At 36.1% G+C, this 16,973-nt stretch carries 15 protein-coding genes; 1 reads left to right on the forward strand and 14 read right to left on the reverse strand.

From position 1 onward, the window contains the following. Window positions 1-13 precede the first annotated feature (13 nt). The 12 genes from carB to AC4BC5_RS14520 form a co-directional block, all read right to left on the reverse strand. Window positions 14-3,196, reverse strand: a complete 3,183-nt coding sequence (carB, locus tag AC4BC5_RS14465; protein ID WP_490496062.1) for a carbamoyl-phosphate synthase large subunit — start codon at window positions 3,194-3,196, stop codon at window positions 14-16. Between the two features lies 1 nt (window position 3,197). Next, complete coding sequence (locus AC4BC5_RS14470) at window positions 3,198-4,277, reverse strand: carbamoyl phosphate synthase small subunit (protein WP_490496063.1); 1,080 nt, start codon at window positions 4,275-4,277, stop codon at window positions 3,198-3,200. A 2-nt stretch (window positions 4,278-4,279) separates the two neighbouring features. Beyond that, window positions 4,280-5,566, reverse strand: a complete 1,287-nt coding sequence (pyrC, locus tag AC4BC5_RS14475; protein ID WP_490496064.1) for a dihydroorotase — start codon at window positions 5,564-5,566, stop codon at window positions 4,280-4,282. Between the two features lie 12 nt (window positions 5,567-5,578). Next, window positions 5,579-6,505 carry an aspartate carbamoyltransferase catalytic subunit gene (locus AC4BC5_RS14480; protein WP_490496065.1) on the reverse strand — a complete coding sequence of 309 codons (927 nt, stop codon included), beginning with the start codon at window positions 6,503-6,505 and terminating at the stop codon, window positions 5,579-5,581. Between the two features lie 12 nt (window positions 6,506-6,517). After that, window positions 6,518-7,801 carry a solute carrier family 23 protein gene (locus tag AC4BC5_RS14485; protein ID WP_490496066.1) on the reverse strand — a complete coding sequence of 428 codons (1,284 nt, stop codon included), beginning with the start codon at window positions 7,799-7,801 and terminating at the stop codon, window positions 6,518-6,520. A gap of 1 nt (window position 7,802) precedes the next feature. Further along, window positions 7,803-8,339 (reverse strand): bifunctional pyr operon transcriptional regulator/uracil phosphoribosyltransferase PyrR, encoded by a 537-nt coding sequence (pyrR, locus tag AC4BC5_RS14490; RefSeq protein ID WP_490496067.1) that lies wholly within the window; start codon window positions 8,337-8,339, stop codon window positions 7,803-7,805. 250 nt (window positions 8,340-8,589) lie between these two features. Further along, window positions 8,590-9,495 carry an RluA family pseudouridine synthase gene (locus AC4BC5_RS14495; protein ID WP_490496068.1) on the reverse strand — a complete coding sequence of 302 codons (906 nt, stop codon included), beginning with the start codon at window positions 9,493-9,495 and terminating at the stop codon, window positions 8,590-8,592. Window position 9,496: 1 nt separating this feature from the next. After that, the gene (gene lspA, locus AC4BC5_RS14500) at window positions 9,497-9,976 is read right to left on the reverse strand and encodes a signal peptidase II (RefSeq protein ID WP_490497565.1); all 480 of its coding nucleotides are present in this window, start codon (window positions 9,974-9,976) and stop codon (window positions 9,497-9,499) included. Then, entirely contained in the window at window positions 9,973-10,662 is a 690-nt protein-coding gene (locus tag AC4BC5_RS14505; RefSeq protein WP_490496069.1) for a CBS domain-containing protein, read from the reverse strand. Before AC4BC5_RS14505 ends, lspA begins: the two co-directional genes overlap by 4 nt. Before the next feature lie 120 nt (window positions 10,663-10,782). Next, window positions 10,783-11,442, reverse strand: a complete 660-nt coding sequence (locus AC4BC5_RS14510; protein WP_490496070.1) for an HI_0552 family protein — start codon at window positions 11,440-11,442, stop codon at window positions 10,783-10,785. Between the two features lie 129 nt (window positions 11,443-11,571). Continuing rightward, window positions 11,572-13,236, reverse strand: coding sequence for a formate--tetrahydrofolate ligase (locus tag AC4BC5_RS14515; RefSeq protein ID WP_490496071.1), 1,665 nt, complete (start codon window positions 13,234-13,236; stop codon window positions 11,572-11,574). A gap of 97 nt (window positions 13,237-13,333) precedes the next feature. After that, on the reverse strand, window positions 13,334-13,735 hold the full coding sequence (locus AC4BC5_RS14520) for an EbsA family protein (RefSeq protein ID WP_490496072.1): 402 nt from the start codon (window positions 13,733-13,735) through the stop codon (window positions 13,334-13,336). Window positions 13,736-13,809: 74 nt separating this feature from the next. Between AC4BC5_RS14520 and AC4BC5_RS14525 the strand changes: the two genes are divergently transcribed. Then, window positions 13,810-14,211, forward strand: a complete 402-nt coding sequence (locus AC4BC5_RS14525) for a ribonuclease HI family protein (RefSeq protein WP_490496073.1) — start codon at window positions 13,810-13,812, stop codon at window positions 14,209-14,211. On the opposite strand, the gene cls is transcribed toward AC4BC5_RS14525, so the two are convergent. Together cls and AC4BC5_RS14535 are read right to left on the reverse strand one after the other, a co-directional pair. After that, entirely contained in the window at window positions 14,206-15,672 is a 1,467-nt protein-coding gene (gene cls, locus AC4BC5_RS14530; protein WP_490496074.1) for a cardiolipin synthase, read from the reverse strand. The genes AC4BC5_RS14525 and cls overlap by 6 nt on opposite strands. Window positions 15,673-15,682: 10 nt before the next feature. Beyond that, complete coding sequence (locus AC4BC5_RS14535) at window positions 15,683-16,831, reverse strand: cation diffusion facilitator family transporter (protein ID WP_490496075.1); 1,149 nt, start codon at window positions 16,829-16,831, stop codon at window positions 15,683-15,685. Window positions 16,832-16,973 lie beyond the last annotated feature (142 nt).

Below are 16,973 nucleotides of genomic sequence, written 5' to 3' on the forward strand. Positions count from 1 at the left end.
TTTCCCCTTCTACTTAAATCGCTTTGGTTGAAAATGCGCGTGATTCCATTACTTTTAAAATTGCATCCGCTGTATCCAATGAAGTAAATAATGGTACACCATGTTCAACTGCTTCACGACGAATCATAAATCCATCTTGAGAAGCATTTTGACGATTTTTATCCATCGTATTAATCACTGCCTGTGTATTCCCATTGCGAATCTTATCTAAGACGGTTTCTTCATCTGTTTCGGTAATCTTTGCAACTTGTTTTACTTGTAAGCCATGTTCTTCAAAGTAAGCAGCAGTTCCACTTGTTGCAGTTAAACTAAAGCCAGTATCGGCAAAACGTTTAGCTAAACCTAGTGCTTCTTCTTTTGTCTCATCAGCAACTGTAAATAGTACTGAGCCAAATTCTGGAATATGCAAACCAGAAGCCTCAAAAGCTTTATACAGTGCTTTTTCTAAATTATTGTCAGACCCCATAACTTCTCCTGTTGACTTCATTTCTGGGCCTAAATACGTATCAACTTTTAAAAGTTTTGTAAATGAGAAGACTGGCGCTTTAACATGAACGTCATTTGAGGTTGGATATAAGCCATCTTCATAGCCCAATTCAGCTAAAGTTTCTCCCAAAATCGCTTTAGTTGCTACTTGTGCCATTGGTATACCTGTTACCTTACTTAAGAATGGCACAGTACGACTAGCACGTGGATTAACTTCAATTACGTAAACTTGATTCTCGTGAATAACAAATTGAATATTCATCATTCCTACACAGTTCAAACCTAAAGCTAGGCGCTTGGTATACTCTTCAATCGTTGCAATAATTTCGGTTGAAAGACTTTGGGGCGGATAAACGGCCATTGAATCACCCGAGTGAACGCCAGCACGTTCGATGTGTTCCATAATTCCAGGAATTAAAACTGTTGTGCCATCACAAATGGCATCTACTTCACATTCTTTCCCAATTAAGTAGCGATCGACTAAAACTGGGTGTTCTGGTGAAGCTTTTACCGCATTTCTCATATAATCTTCTAAATCATTTTGATTTTCGACAATTTCCATTGCACGTCCACCTAAAACATAGCTTGGTCGTACAAGAACAGGGTAGCCGATACGAGCAGCAATTGCTACCGCTTCTTGTGTATTTGTTGCGGTATCACCTGGTGGTTGTGGGATATCTAATTCTTTTAATGATTGCTCAAATAAATCGCGATTTTCAGCACGGTCCAAGTCTTCAATACTTGTTCCTAAAATTTTCACACCCGATTGTACAAGTGGTTCTGCTAAGTTAATTGCGGTTTGTCCACCAAATTGCACAATTACGCCAACGGGTTTTTCAAGGTCAATGACATTTAAAACATCTTCTAATGTCAAAGGCTCAAAATATAATTTATCAGAAATCGAAAAGTCAGTTGAAACGGTTTCTGGATTACTATTCATAATAACTGCTTCATAACCTGCTGCTTGAATGGCTTTTACCGAATGAACTGTTGCATAGTCAAATTCCACTCCTTGGCCAATTCGAATTGGTCCTGAACCTAAAACTAAGACAGATGCTTTGTCACTTCGAATACTTTCATTTTCTAACTCATACGTACTATAGAAATAAGGTGTAGCTGATTCAAATTCAGCAGCACACGTATCTACCATTTTGTACACGGGTAAAATCCCCTTTTCTGTACGCAGTTGACGAATTTTAGTAGCATCCGTTTGCCAAAGTTCTGCAATTTTACGATCTGTAAAACCATTTTGTTTAGCTGTTTTTAAAATTTCTAAATCATTTGCATTTTCTTGTAAAGCCTGTTCAATTTCAATAATGTGCAATAGTTTATCTAAAAAGAAAATGTCAATTTTTGTTAACCCTGCTAATTCATCAATGCTATATCCTCGACGAATCGCTTCAGCTAAATAGAACAATCGATCATCTTGGGCTTTGACTATTTTCTCAGTTAAACTTTCATCTGATACTTCTGAAAACTCAGAAATTTCTAAATGGTGACTGCCAATTTCCAATGAACGAACAGCTTTTAGCAGAGCTTCTTCAATATTACGACCAATCGACATTACTTCTCCTGTCGCCTTCATCTGAGTACCTAAAATACGTTCACCAGACTCAAATTTATCAAACGGCCAACGAGGAATTTTAGCAACTACATAATCCAGCGCTGGTTCAAACTCCGCATACGTGGTTTCAGTTACTGGGTTTTTCATTTCATCTAAGGTTAAACCTACCGCAATTTTGGCAGCTAACTTGGCAATCGGATACCCAGTTGCTTTACTTGCTAAGGCTGATGAACGGGAAACACGTGGATTAACTTCAATCACATAATAGTTAAAACTATGTGGATCAAGTGCCAACTGAACATTACAGCCACCTTCAATTTTCAAAGCACGGATAATTGATAATGAAGCATCGCGTAACATTTGATACTCATAATCAGATAATGTTTGGCTTGGAGCGAAAACAATCGAATCACCCGTATGAATACCGACTGGGTCAAAGTTTTCCATGTTACATACAACAATCGCATTATCAGCAGAATCGCGCATTACCTCATATTCAATTTCTTTGAAACCGGCAATACTACGTTCAATCAAACATTGAGTTGCTGGAGATAATTTCAAACCATTTTCTGCAATATGACGTAATTCTTCTTCATTGGCACACATCCCGCCACCAGTTCCGCCTAACGTGAATGCTGGACGTACAATAATTGGGTAGCCAATTTCATTAGCAAAATCGATAGCTTCTTCGACTGTTGTTACAATGACTGATTCAGGAATTGGTTGATTTAGATCTTCCATTAATTGTTTGAATAAATCACGGTCTTCTGCTTGATCAATTGCTGAAAGTTTTGTTCCCAATAATTCAATGTCTAGCTCTGCTAAGATACCTGATTTAGCAAGTTCCATCGCCATATTTAGTCCTGTTTGTCCACCTAATGTTGGTAAAATAGCGTCTGGTTGTTCTTTGCGTAAAATTCTTGCAACAAACTCAAAGGTAATTGGTTCAATATAGACTTTATCAGCAATTTCTTTATCCGTCATAATTGTCGCAGGATTGGAGTTAACTAAAATAACTTCATATCCTTCTTCTCTTAATGCAAGACACGCTTGTGTTCCTGCATAATCAAATTCTGCGGCTTGTCCAATGACAATTGGTCCAGAACCGATAACCATAATTTTTTTAATATCTGTACGTTTTGGCAATTTAGTTCTGCTCCTTCCATGCATCCATCATTTCTAAAAATTCATCAAACAAGTGTACTGCGTCATGTGGGCCTGGTGCAGCATCAGGATGATACTGGACACTAAAGGCTGGATAATCTCTATGACGAACACCTTCAACTGTTCCATCATTTACTTCAACATGAGTGACAATTAATTTTTCTGGATTAACTGACTGTTCATCAACCGCATAACCATGATTTTGTGAAGTGAAGTCGATACGCCCTGTAGCAATTTCTCGAACTGGATGGTTTAGTCCTCGATGACCAAATTTCATTTTATACGTATCTGCGCCATTGGCTAAAGAAAATAATTGATGCCCCAAACAAATACCAAAAATCGGTACTTTTCCTTGAATTCCGCGAATCATTTCAATTGCTTCTGGAACACTCTTAGGATCACCTGGCCCATTAGTTAACATCACACCATCTGGAGATAATTCTAAAATTTCTTCGGCAGTTGTGTTGTAAGGTAAGACAGTCAAGTTACAGTTCCGCTTTGATAATTCACGCATAATGCTATGTTTTAAACCAAAATCAATCACCACCACATTATGTCCTGTTCCTGGACTTGGATATGGTTTAACGGTTGATACTTGCTCAACTTGGTTTGTTGGTAATACAGCTGCTTTTAATTGATCATATGCATGACTGAACTCGTCGCCACTATCAACGATACTAGCTTTCATCGTGCCATGCTGACGAATTTTACGAGTTAGCGCACGTGTATCAATGCCCGAAATTCCTGGAATCCCTTTACGTTTTAAAAACTCATCTAAAGTCATCTGATTTCTCCAATTACTTGCTCGGCGTGCATGTTCTTTTACAACAACACCTTTACAAGTTGGGGCGATTGATTCGTAGTCATCACGATTGACACCATAGTTTCCAACCATTGGATACGTAAATGTAATAATTTGTCCATTAAAACTTTGATCGGTAATCGTTTCTTGATAACCCGTCATACTTGTAGTAAAAACAATTTCTCCAAAAACATTTACTTCGGCGCCAAATCCTTCGCCTTCAAAATAGGTTCCATCTTCTAAAATCAGCCAACGCTTCATGATTATTTACCATCCTTTTGCCATACGAGTTTACCATCCACAAATGTGAATAAAGTATCTCCGTACAATTTCCATCCTACAAATGGTGTATTTACAGATTTTGATAAGAATTGTTTGTCATCAACAATGTATTCTGTGTCTAAGTCAAATATTGCTAAGTCAGCAGGTGCACCAATCGTTAAGCGGCCCGTTGCCTCTAAACCAAAAATTTCTGCTGGTTTCACTGCCATCCAATCAATAACTTGTTCTAAAGTGAAGATGCCTGTTCTAACAAAGTGAGTGTAAACCATTTGGAAAGCATATTCTGAGCCAACAATACCAAATGGTGATTTTAAAAATGTTTGACATTTTTCTTCCAAGCCATGTGGAGCATGGTCAGTTGAAATACAATCAATTGTGCCATCCAACAAACCTTCAATTAACGCCTTTTGATCTTCATTCGCACGTAAAGGTGGATTCATTTTCCAAAAACCATTATCTTCCGGGATATCTTCATCGACTAAAACTAGATGATGCGGACAAACTTCAGCAGTCACGCGTACGCCAGCTTTTTTTGCTTCCCGAATAACACGAACACTTTCTTTTGTAGAGACATGGCAGACGTGATAATGCACACCAGTTTCTTCAGCCAATAATAAGTCACGAGCAATCTGAGAGGATTCTGTTGCACTCATAATACCGGGTAGCCCTAATTCTTCTGAACGTTTACCTGCATGCATTACTCCGCCGAATAATAGTGATTCGTCTTCTGTATGTGCCACGATTGCCATATTATTTTTCGCCGCTTCTTTCATAGCAAGGTACATCGTCCCTGCTGTTTGAACACCCACTCCATCATTGGTGAAGGCAAAAGCACCCGCTTGTTTCAAACCAACTTGATCCACTAAAACTTCACTACGTAGCTCTTCAGTAATTGGCGCATATTGTAAAACTTTGACGACTGCGTCTCGGCTAATAATTTCTTGTACTTGATTGAATTTTTCAACTGTATCTGGTACTGGATCAAGATTTGGCATCGCACAAACAGTTGTAAAACCGCCCCGTGCTGCTGCCTTACTACCTGTCTCAATTGTTTCTTTATAAGTAAATCCTGGTTCTCTAAAATGAACATGCACATCGACTAAGCCTGGTGTAATCAATTGGTTTTTCGCATCGACAACTTGATCAAATGATTCTTCAGTAAAATTCTCGCCAATCGCGTGGATTCGACCATCTTTTATCCAAACCGATACAGGTATTAATTGATTGTCGTGAGAAATAATTTTCCCGTTTTTAATTAATGTATTCATTTAAAATCCTCCTTATGATTTACCTTCTAAAATAGCTTCCAAAATTGCCATACGGACAAAGACACCGTTTGACATTTGTGTTACAATTCTTGATTTATAACTTTCAACTAATGAATCTGCAATTTCAACATCCCGATTAACAGGTGCTGGGTGCATAATAATTGCTTGCTCTTTCATTTTAGCAGCACGTTCAACGGTGAGACCATATTGCTGATGGTAGTCTTCTTTTGAAAAACTTTCATGTGGATCATGACGTTCATGTTGCACACGTAGTAACATCATAACATCAACTTCTTCAATTAAGTCATCTAGTGGCATGTAGTGCCCATAGACTTCAAATGATTTATCATACCAAGTTTCAGGACCTGAGAAAAATACTTGCGCACCTAGACGTTTTAACATCTGCATATTCGACTTTGCTACTCGTGAATGTGTAATATCCCCTACAATAGCTACCTTTAAGTGTTCAAAAGAACCAAACTCTTCATAGATAGTTAGTAAATCTAGTAAACATTGGGTTGGATGTTGACCGCTGCCATCTCCACCATTAATAATACTACATTGAATAGTGCGACTTTGAATCAATTCATCATAGTAGTTTTCATCGCTATGGCGAATTACTGCGACATCTACACCAATGGCAGACATTGTTAGCACCGTATCATATAAGGTTTCCCCTTTTTGAACTGAACTTTTATCAGTATCAAACTCAATAACGTCCAAACCTAACTTCTTTTCAGCTATTTCAAAACTCTTATGTGTTCGGGTACTATTTTCAAAAAATAAGTTAGTTGCGAAATACTGATCTTTTTCAGGTGTCCATCTGGCTCCACGTTTGAACTCTTGGCCACGACGAATTAGTCCCATTACTTCTTGATCTGTTAATGCTTCTACTGTTAATAAATGCTTTAAACTAACTCGTTCTGATTTGATAATCATTCCATCTGCCCCCTATTTTTCTTCGTTACGTGCTATATCTGGTAAAATTAAATTAAGGATAATTCCTAAGACAGTTGCTAATGCCATCGCTGACAAGGTAAAGGCTCCTGATTCAACTACTAAACCACCAATACCTGTAACTAATATAACGGAAGCAATTAATAGATTTTTTTTACGGTCAAAGTCTATTTTATTTTCAATTAAAATTTTCAAACCACTAGCGGCAATTACACCGAATAAAACAAAGCTGATACCTGAAATAACTGGTCCAGGAATACTTAAGATGACCGCACTGATTTTGCCAACAAAACCTAATGCAATAGCAAACACTGCAGCACCACTGATAACAAATACACTATGAACACGTGTGATAGCTAGAACTCCAATGTTTTCGCCATAACTTGTTACAGGCGGGCCACCAATTAATCCAGCAACAATTTGTGCAGCGCCATCCCCAGCTAAAGTTTTATGCAAACCTGGATCTTCAAAAAAGTTTCGTTTAGTTAATTTGTTTAAAACCATTAAGTGGCCAATATGCTCAGTCATAGTTACAAAGGCAATGGGTGCCATCGTAATAATGGCGCCAATTTCCAAAGTTGGCGTATATTGGACAAAGGGAATTTCAAAGTTTGGCAAACCAAACCACGGTGCTTGTTGAATAATACTAATTTGGACAATACCAAATGCCAGAGCGATTAAATAGCCACTAATGATTCCTAATAAAATAGGAATTAATCCTAAAAAGCCTTTAAACCACATATTGAAGAAAATTGTTAAGCCTAATGTCAATAAAGCAACAAGTACATATTTAAAATCATAATTTCCAGCTTCATTAAACATGGCACTGTTAGCAGCATTACTAGCTAATCCTAAACCGATAACCATTACAACCGGGCCTACAACAATTGGTGGTAAAATTTTATTTAGCCAATCGGTTCCGCTTCGTTTGACAATCATTGAAACAATGAAGTAAACAATCCCTGTAGTAACCGCTCCTTGGGCAATTGCGCCATAACCTTTAGTGGCTAACAGCATTTGCATGGCTGTAATAAAAGCAAAGCTACTTCCTAGATAGGCTGGAATTTTTCCTTTTGTAATCATTAAATAGACTAATGTACCAATTCCTGAACTCACCAAGGCAATTCCTGGATCTAGTCCCACTAATTTAGGTACTAGAACCGTCGCACCAAACATTGTAAATAAATGCTGTAAACTCAACCCAATCCAAGGTAAAACACGAGGTTTATCTTGGATGTCAAGAACTGCATCAGGATTTCTAAACAACTTCTCCTTCATGTTACGCCTCCTCGCGATCGATTAGAATCCGATCCGCTCCATCAGTTTCTTCCATCTCTACAATAATCTCTTCTGTTAGAGCTGTTGGGATATTTTTACCAACAAAATCTGCTCTTATCGGTAGCTCACGATGACCTCTATCAACCAAAACTGCTAATGAAATCCGTTTTGGACGACCATAATCCATCACAGCATCAAGAGCTGCTCGAATTGTTCTGCCTGTATATAATACGTCATCTACCAAAATAACTTCCTTACCTTCCAATGAAACAGGTATATCAGAAGAATGCAATTCTGCTTCACCAATTTCTTTGTGATCGTCTCGGTATAAAGTAATATCTAATTCACCAACAGGCACCTCTACGTTTTCTAATTGTTGTAAACGCTGAGCGATACGTTGAGCAATGTAGATTCCTCTAGTTTTGATTCCTACTAATACCAAATTCTCAATTCCGCGGTTTCTTTCAATAATCTCGTACGTGATGCGTGTTAAAGCACGTTTCATTGTTACTGCATCAATAACTTCTTTTTTTGACATTTGTCAGCCTCCCTACAATTTAAAACACATAAAAAAACTCCTGCCCGAATAAGGCAGGAGTGAAGGTTCAACAATATACGTGTCCTATAAAAAGACACACTTCGTCTCTTCAAATAGTATTTTTAGTCCATCCGCAGATCACTAAACTATTTGCTCACTTCCTTCTTAGCCTCACGGGACTAACTTAAAGGATTATTTTAAGTTGTGTTATTTTTCTTAAAAACAACTATACCTTTCTTTAGAGAAAAAATCAAACCTTTTCGCGTAGTTTTTTTAAGTTTTTTTCGAAAATCTCTGGTAAAGCTGCTTCAAAAATCATTTGTTGATTGGTTCTAGGATGAGTGAATCCTAATAATTTTGCATGCAGAAATTGGCCATTGCCTTTTAAAGTTTTTTTCGGTCCATAGGTTGGATCACCTGCTACAGGATATCCAATATATTGCATATGTACACGAATTTGATGTGTTCTTCCAGTTTCTAATTGCAATTCAACTAAAGTAAAATCGCCAAATCGTTCTAAAACCGTAAAGTGTGTCACTGCAGGTTTGCCATCTTCAATAACTGCTTGCATTTTTCGGTTAGTTTTTGATCGACCAATTGGAGCATTGATTGTGCCTTTTTCATGAGCAATATTTCCATGAACCAAAGCAACGTATTTTCGCAAGGAAGTTTTGTCTTTTAATTGCTTTGCAAGTGATTCATGTGCTACATCATTTTTAGCAACCATCAACAAGCCCGAAGTATCTTTATCAATTCGATGGACAATCCCAGGACGGACCACATCATTAATACTTGATAAATCTTTTAAATGATACAACAAGGCATTGACCAACGTACCATTGGGATGACCCGCAGAAGGATGAACAACCATTCCTTGAGGTTTATTAATGACTGCCACATCTTCATCTTGATAAACAATATCTAATGGAATTTCTTCTGCTACTAAGTCTAAAATAACAGGTTCGGGGATAGTAATCACAAAATGGTTGTCCGCCTTCACTTTATAGTTGGCTTTGACTGGTTTACCGTCTAGAGTCACAGCATCCTCTTTTAGCCATTGCTGAATTTGCGAGCGACTATAATCTGTTAACTTTTCTGTTAATATTTTGTCTAAACGGCCTTTTTCATCTTTGATTGTTACTTCTAATTGTGTCATCTTACTTTCCTTTCATCTTTTCATCGAAAATTGTATAAATAAAAATTAAACCTACTCCGATGCATAAAGCCATATCTGCGACATTGAAAATCGGAAAGTTCATAAAATCTGTTTGAAACATATCAACCACATAACCCAAACGTATACGGTCAATAAAATTCCCTAAAGCACCTGCCAAAACAAGTGATAACCCCATTGTAAATAATTTATTTTCGTTACGATAACGAATCAATAAATAAGTGACAACTGCCACTGCAATTAAAGTAATAACTGTAAAGAATCCCATCTGTCCTTCAAAAATGCTCCAGGCAGCACCAGTATTTTGAACATACGTAAAAGAAAGAATATTGGGAACGATATTTTGTGATTCACCTAAAGCAAAGTTTGAAACAATCCAAAATTTTACCCATTGATCAAGTCCAATAATAATTGCACTTAGTAGAAAATAAAAAGCTAACAATTTTTTCAACTCTTTTCTTATAATTTAAAAATATCTCGTGGACGAATAATCCCTAATAAACGTCCATTAGGATTACCATCTTTAGTAATTAAAATCGAATCTAGCATCCCATTATCATGAAACATTCGTTCAATCTCGTTAATCGAGGTATATTGTGAGACAAAGGCATAATTCGTTGGTTTACCATCTTGAAGAATTAACTCTTTAGCTGTTCGATTGTCGATTTGAATATCACCTTTTAGACTTTCTTTTGCAAACCAGTATCCCAACGCTTTTAAAGTAATCAAACCTTCAAAATGTCCTTGATTATACAAAGGAAACTGAGAGTAGCGTTTTTTAGCAACAATTTGTAGTAATTCCCGAATCGAAAGATCTTGTTCGAATCCCGTTACATGTTTCGCGAAACGTGGCAAAACTAATTCCGGTTGAAGCAGTTCCATCTCAATTTTACGAATACGATTCACTAACCATTGATTTGGTTCAGCAATGACAAAATTTTCACCAATTTTTTCATGTACAATTGCATTTCGCAATTGCGAAATTTGTAGTAAATCATTTTCATATTTTTTTATTGGCAAATCGGGGCGGTTAGAAAGCTTGCGCACCATTTGACTAAACCCCATATTTTTAGGATTACCAAGCTCATCTTTTAACCATTTTTCAATACGATTAAAACTACTTAAAAATACATCTGCTGCTTCCCCCATGAAAATCCTCCTTCAGCTATCCACAGACTTTCTTAGTATAGCGTAGAAATGCCTAGAGTGGAATCAATTATTCGTTTATTATAACGGATTTGTAAGAAAAAAGAAAAATCCAAGTATTTATTAATCTGTTGTCTCTTCTAATAGGCAATAAAGTTTTTCCAGCTCACAAAAACCTTTCAATAATTGTTGTTCAACATTGGGTAGCTCTTCTCGAAAAAATAGTTTACCTAATTGAAATGTTTGCTCTTTCAATTTTGCCTGAAAATCTTGCTGAATTTGCTTACTTTCTAGATAAACTTTCAAAGGCAAATGATCTAATAATTCATGCTCTTCTTGATGCCAAATATAATAATCATTCACATCAATTTGCTTGCTCCATTGTGGTACATACGCTAACAAGTTATTGTATTGCGCTTTTGTACCTTGACGTGTCTCACTCTTATAGTGTTGAAACATCAAATACACTTGGATTTGTTTTTTATTCAATAAAACACCAATACAGGCATTCTCGTTTTGTTTGCTTTCCTTTCTAAAAGCACTCCAATAATGAGAACGGAGGTTCCAACCATTTGTCCAACTTTCAATTTTAGGTTTCGCAAAAGAATCCATAGCAACTTCTTGATAAATCATCTGTTGCAGTTGCTTCCACTTGTCCCAAACCTCTTTAAAAGACGCTTTGATTTGTTGAAGTTCTGCTTCTGAACAAGCTACTTTCAATTGTTTAAATGTATATTGTTCTCGATCAAAAATCGCAAAATCTTTTTCATATAAAGTAGTCATTTGAATCTCTCTTTCTAAAAAGACTTTAAAAAAACTTAATCAACAGTGATACTATCTTCCATTAACTCCTAAAAACTTTTAAAAGTTTTTTGTAAACAAAAGAGGAACAGTCTGACTGTTCCTCTTTTATTAGAATAGTCCAACTGCACGACCATTTTCATCAATATCCATATTTAATGCGGCAGGTTGTTTTGGCAATCCAGGCATGGTCATTACATCTCCGGTCAGAGCAACAATAAAGCCAGCACCAAGTTTTGGTACAAACTCCCGAATTGTCACTGTAAAATCGATTGGTGCTCCTAATAGTGCTGGATTGTCAGAAAATGAATACTGCGTTTTCGCCATACAAACTGGCAAATGATCCCAACCATGTTGTGCAAAAGTTTTTAATTGCGCTTGTGCTTTGGCACCAAATGTGACGTTTTTACCACCATAAATTTTAGAAACGATGATTTCCACTTTTTCCTCGATAGATAGGGTGTCTTCATATAAACGATGGTAGTTCGCTTCTTTAGTTTCAATAACATCAACAACAGCTTCTGCTAATTCTTTTCCACCAAGACCACCATTTGCCCAAACAGAGGCACGACGAATAGTCACAGCTTCTTGTTGACATAAAGCTTCTAATTGTAAAAATTCTGCTTCCGTGTCAGTGACAAATTCATTAATTGCTACTACCACAGGTAATCCATAGTGTCGAATATTTTGAATGTGACGTTGTAAATTCGCAAAGCCCTTAACTACAGCAGCTACATTTTCTTCACCTAAATCCGCTTTAGCAACCCCACCATGCATTTTCAACGCACGAATTGTAGCGACAATTACAACAGCATCTGGTGCCTTTTCTAAATTAGGTACTTTGATATCTAAGAATTTTTCAGCACCTAGGTCGGCACCAAATCCAGCTTCTGTTACAACGTAATCCCCTAGCTTTAAAGCAGCCATAGTTGCGATGACACTATTACAACCATGAGCAATATTGGCAAAAGGTCCACCATGAACAATAGCAGGAGTTCCTTCAATTGTTTGCACCAAATTAGGTTTAATTGCATCTTTCAACAGTAGCGCTAAGGCCCCCTCAACTTTTAAGTCACCTACTGTTACAGGTTCCCTTTGATAAGTATAGCCAATTAGAATACGGCTTAAACGTTCTTTTAAGTTATGAATATCAGTCGCTAAACACAATACAGCCATTATTTCACTGGCTACTGTAATATCAAAACCATCTTCTCTTGGCACACCTTGGAGTGGTCCACCTAAACCAACAACAACCTGACGTAGCGCACGATCATTCAAATCAACTACACGTTTCCAAATTAGTCTTCTTGGATCAATGTTCAGTTGATTTCCTTGATGAATATGATTATCAACTAACGCAGATAACGCATTATTGGCTGTTGTAATTGCATGCATATCACCTGTAAAGTGCAAATTAATATCTTCCATTGGCAAAACTTGCGCATAGCCACCGCCTGTTGCGCCACCTTTCATCCCCATGACTGGACCTAATGAAGGCTCACGCAAAGCAATCACCGCATTTTTATTTATTTGATTTAATCCATCTGCTAAACCAATGGAGATGGTAGATTTACCTTCTCCAGCAGGAGTTGGGTTAATGGCAGTTACTAAAATTAACTTTCCTAAAGCAGATTTGTTATTTAATTTCGTGGTATCAATTTTAGCTTTATATTTACCGTATAACTCTAAATCATCTTCGGTAAGATTCACTTTTTTAGCAATTTCTTGAATTGGCTTTAATTTTATTTCTTGAGCAATTTCAATATCTGACTTCATAAATAAACTCCTTTTCAACCCTTTTTTCCATTTATTATAACTAAACTTGTCATAAAAAGCATCTTAAATTTAAAAAGAAGGCTATAAGCCGATGCTTCTAACCTTCTTTTTGTAAATGAATTGGAATTATCTGTTTACTTTCTTCTTTAAATAATGGCAATATTTTTTTATTTACCTTAAATTCAAGGGTTCGTTTCAGTAGCTCTATTTCAATTTTATTTTCAAAAAAATGAAATTGCTTAATATCCTTATAGGCAATAAAGTCATTTTTCCAAAAACGTGCATAAGTCACTTGAATACCATTAGTATCTATAATCAGCCAACGCTTTCGTGACAAATAGACTAACACTAAAAACAAAAGTAAAAACAGGAAACTCTTAAAATGAATTTCTGCCTTTTCTAAAGCAAAAATTAAACTAAAAAACAACGCAATTAAAGCAATCGACCAATATATAACTGCTAATGCATCTTCTAATTGCCAACGAATCTTGTATTTCATTCTTTTCCCCTTTCCACATGAATCATCAATGCGTATAATAAAGTTGGAGCAATAACCAAAAAGGAGTCTTTTTCATGATTAAAGCTTATATTGACGCAGCAACCAAAGGAAACCCTGGACCTAGTGGTGGTGGTTTTATGCTCACAGGAGAGCAACTCTATATCCAAGAATCGTTTGCTTTACCAATAGTCAGCAATCATCAGGCAGAATTTGCAAGTTTTTGCGTTTTATTAGATTATTTATTGGCAAACAACTATCAACACCAGACAATTATGGTTTACACCGATAGTAAGATTTTAGCGCAAACTATTGATAAAAACTATACTAATAATTCAGATTTCCAAGTTTATTTACACAATATTCAAGAAAAATTACCGTACTTTCCTTTATTAATTGTACAATGGATTCCTGAAAGTAAAAATAAGGGTGCTGACAACTTGGCACGACAAGGACTACAAAAAGCATTAAAACTATAAGATTGGTGAAAGCAAACGTGAAAAGTTTTGTTTAAATCGCAACCAGTAAGATTGTTCTTTAATCATTCGCTCGGTTAACAAGGTCGATTTCTTCATATCTTCCTCAAAAATCTCTGCTAATTCTTCTGTAAGCTCACGATTATAAGCAAACGCACTTACTTCAAAATTCAACGCGTAACTACGTATGTCTTGGTTGGTCGTACCAAATGCAGCAATCGTATCATCCATGACAATCGTTTTCGCATGAATAAAACCACCTTCATAGATATAAATTTTAACTCCCCGGCGTTGTAAATAGTTAGCATAATATTGTGTTGCACGATAAATAAATGGATGGTCTGGCATCGATGGAATCATTACTCGTACATCTACACCAGAACGCACAGCAACTAAAAACGAATTAATCATCGCATCATCTGGAATCAAATAGGGAGTCTGCAACCATACACGTTTCTCAGCAGCCAATAACATTTTAGTAAAACCACCCTTTAAGACTTGCTCTTCTGTTTCTGGCCCATCGGCAACAACTTGCATACTAACATTGCCAGCCTCTTGCACAGGGGGCACAACAAAATAACGATTTTCATATTCCAGTGCATCCTCTTCTTTCAAAATAGACGCATTCCAGTCACGAATAAACACCTCTTGTAAAGTAAATGATGCGGTACCTACGATTCGCGCGTGCGTGTCACGCCAATAGCCAAATTTTTTCGTTTCTTCAAGATATTGGTCTCCTACATTAAAACCACCAGTCCAACCTATCATACCATCAATCACTACAATTTTCCGATGCAAATGATAATTCAGCCTTGTTTTACGAATCAAATTACGTGATGTGATAAAAGGGATAACTTTTCCCCCAGCTTTTACCAATGGTCGGAAAAATTTTTCATTTGTTTTTCCACCCCAAGGATCAAAAACTACGCGCACTTCAACACCTTCTTTGGCTTTTTCAATCAAAATGTCTAAAAAACGATTCCCTATTTTATCATCAAAAAAGGCGTAGTATTCAACGTGAACATTGTCTTTTGCATTGCGAATATCTTCAAATAAAGCCTCGAATTTCTTTTTACCATCTGTATAAAACGTTACTGCATTTCCTTTTGTTAATGGTGATTCTTCCATATTTCTAAAATAGTTTTTTAATAGCTCAGATTCTTTTGTTTTAACGGTTTGATGAAAATGACGATTATTTTCTTCTATTATTTCATTTATTTCAGCAATGCGATTTTGATGATCTTCACTAAATCGATAAATGATTTCACCGTCGATACCTCTTCCACAAAATGCATATAAAATAAAGCCAATTCCCGGTAGAAAGACCAATGTCATCATCCATGCCAAGACACTAGCAATTGACCGTGGTTTCCGAAAAACCGTTATAAATGCCCCAATCGTGTTAATTACGATTAGTCCCCATGCTACTTGATAGGCAATTGCCATATCCATTGTAAATTCCATCTTTTTCTCCTTATAATAAATAATTATGATCTAATGTTATATCTAACTCATACATCCCAATTTTCTCATGTACAGCACGTTGAAGCAAGTCGATTAATTCCGTATCAGTTAAATGGAATTCATCAGGTATTACTAAATCAAACTGTAAAATTTGTTCACTCTTCACGCGGAAATCGTGCATCCGCAACTGTTTATCAATTTGTAAAACAATTGCACGCATCCGATGAAAAATAGCAATGTAGTTAGCATCACGAATATTTACAGGATCTAAATGACAAACTAATGCAACGCCCAACTTATCATGAAAATCTTTTTCTATTTCATCAATGATTTGATGTGCTTTCGGTAATGTTAATCCAGCATCAACTTCAATATGAACCGAAGCAAATCGTTTTTGAGGACCATAATCATGTACTAACAAATCATGATAACCTAAAATTGAACCATAAGAAGATAACTTTTTTTCCATTTCTTGAATTTCTTTATCTGTTGGACGACTCCCTAACAATTCATTAATAAAATCTTTTACCATTGTATAGCCACTGTACAAAATATATAATGCCAATAAAAATCCAACATAGCCATCAATTCGAAGATTCGTTGCCCACTCAAACAATGCTGAAATTAAAACAGCAAGTGTCGTATAGACATCGTTTAAACTATCTTTGCTAGTTGCTTTTAGAGTTTGCGAGTCAATTTTTTTTGATAATGATAGATACATTCTTCCTTGTAAAATTTTAATGCCTATTGAGGCAATCAAAACAATAAATAAAGCTATCGATAGCTTTATTGGTTCCGGATGTAGAATTTTATCAAAAGAAGATTTTAAAAATTGAAAACCAACAAATGCAATAATTAATGAAATAAATAAGCCACTAATATATTCAAAACGCTCATGCCCATAAGGATGTTCGCTATCTGCAGGTTTAGCAGCTACTTTGAAACCAACTAAAGTTAGCACTGATGAAATAGTATCCGATAAGCTATTCATCGCATCTGCCATGATAGAAACGGATCCTGCAGTAAAACCTACTAATAATTTCCCAATAAAAAGAACTAAATTTGAAAGTAAACCTAAAACGCCTGCTAGTTGGCCTACTTTTGTCCTTTGAGTCTCTTTATTTTCTTTTTCAATTTTTTTTAGTAAAAAATTTAACATACTCAAAGAACCCCTTTTCAATACACTTGTTGTTATTTTACCTTGAATACCCAGTTTTCGCCAAATAAAATAGTAACCATTCGAAAAAAAGAACGACAACTTAACTACTTTGGCATAAAAAGAACCTTATGTTTTGATTTCA

It is taken from the genome of Enterococcus sp. AMC2644, assembly GCF_058216475.1.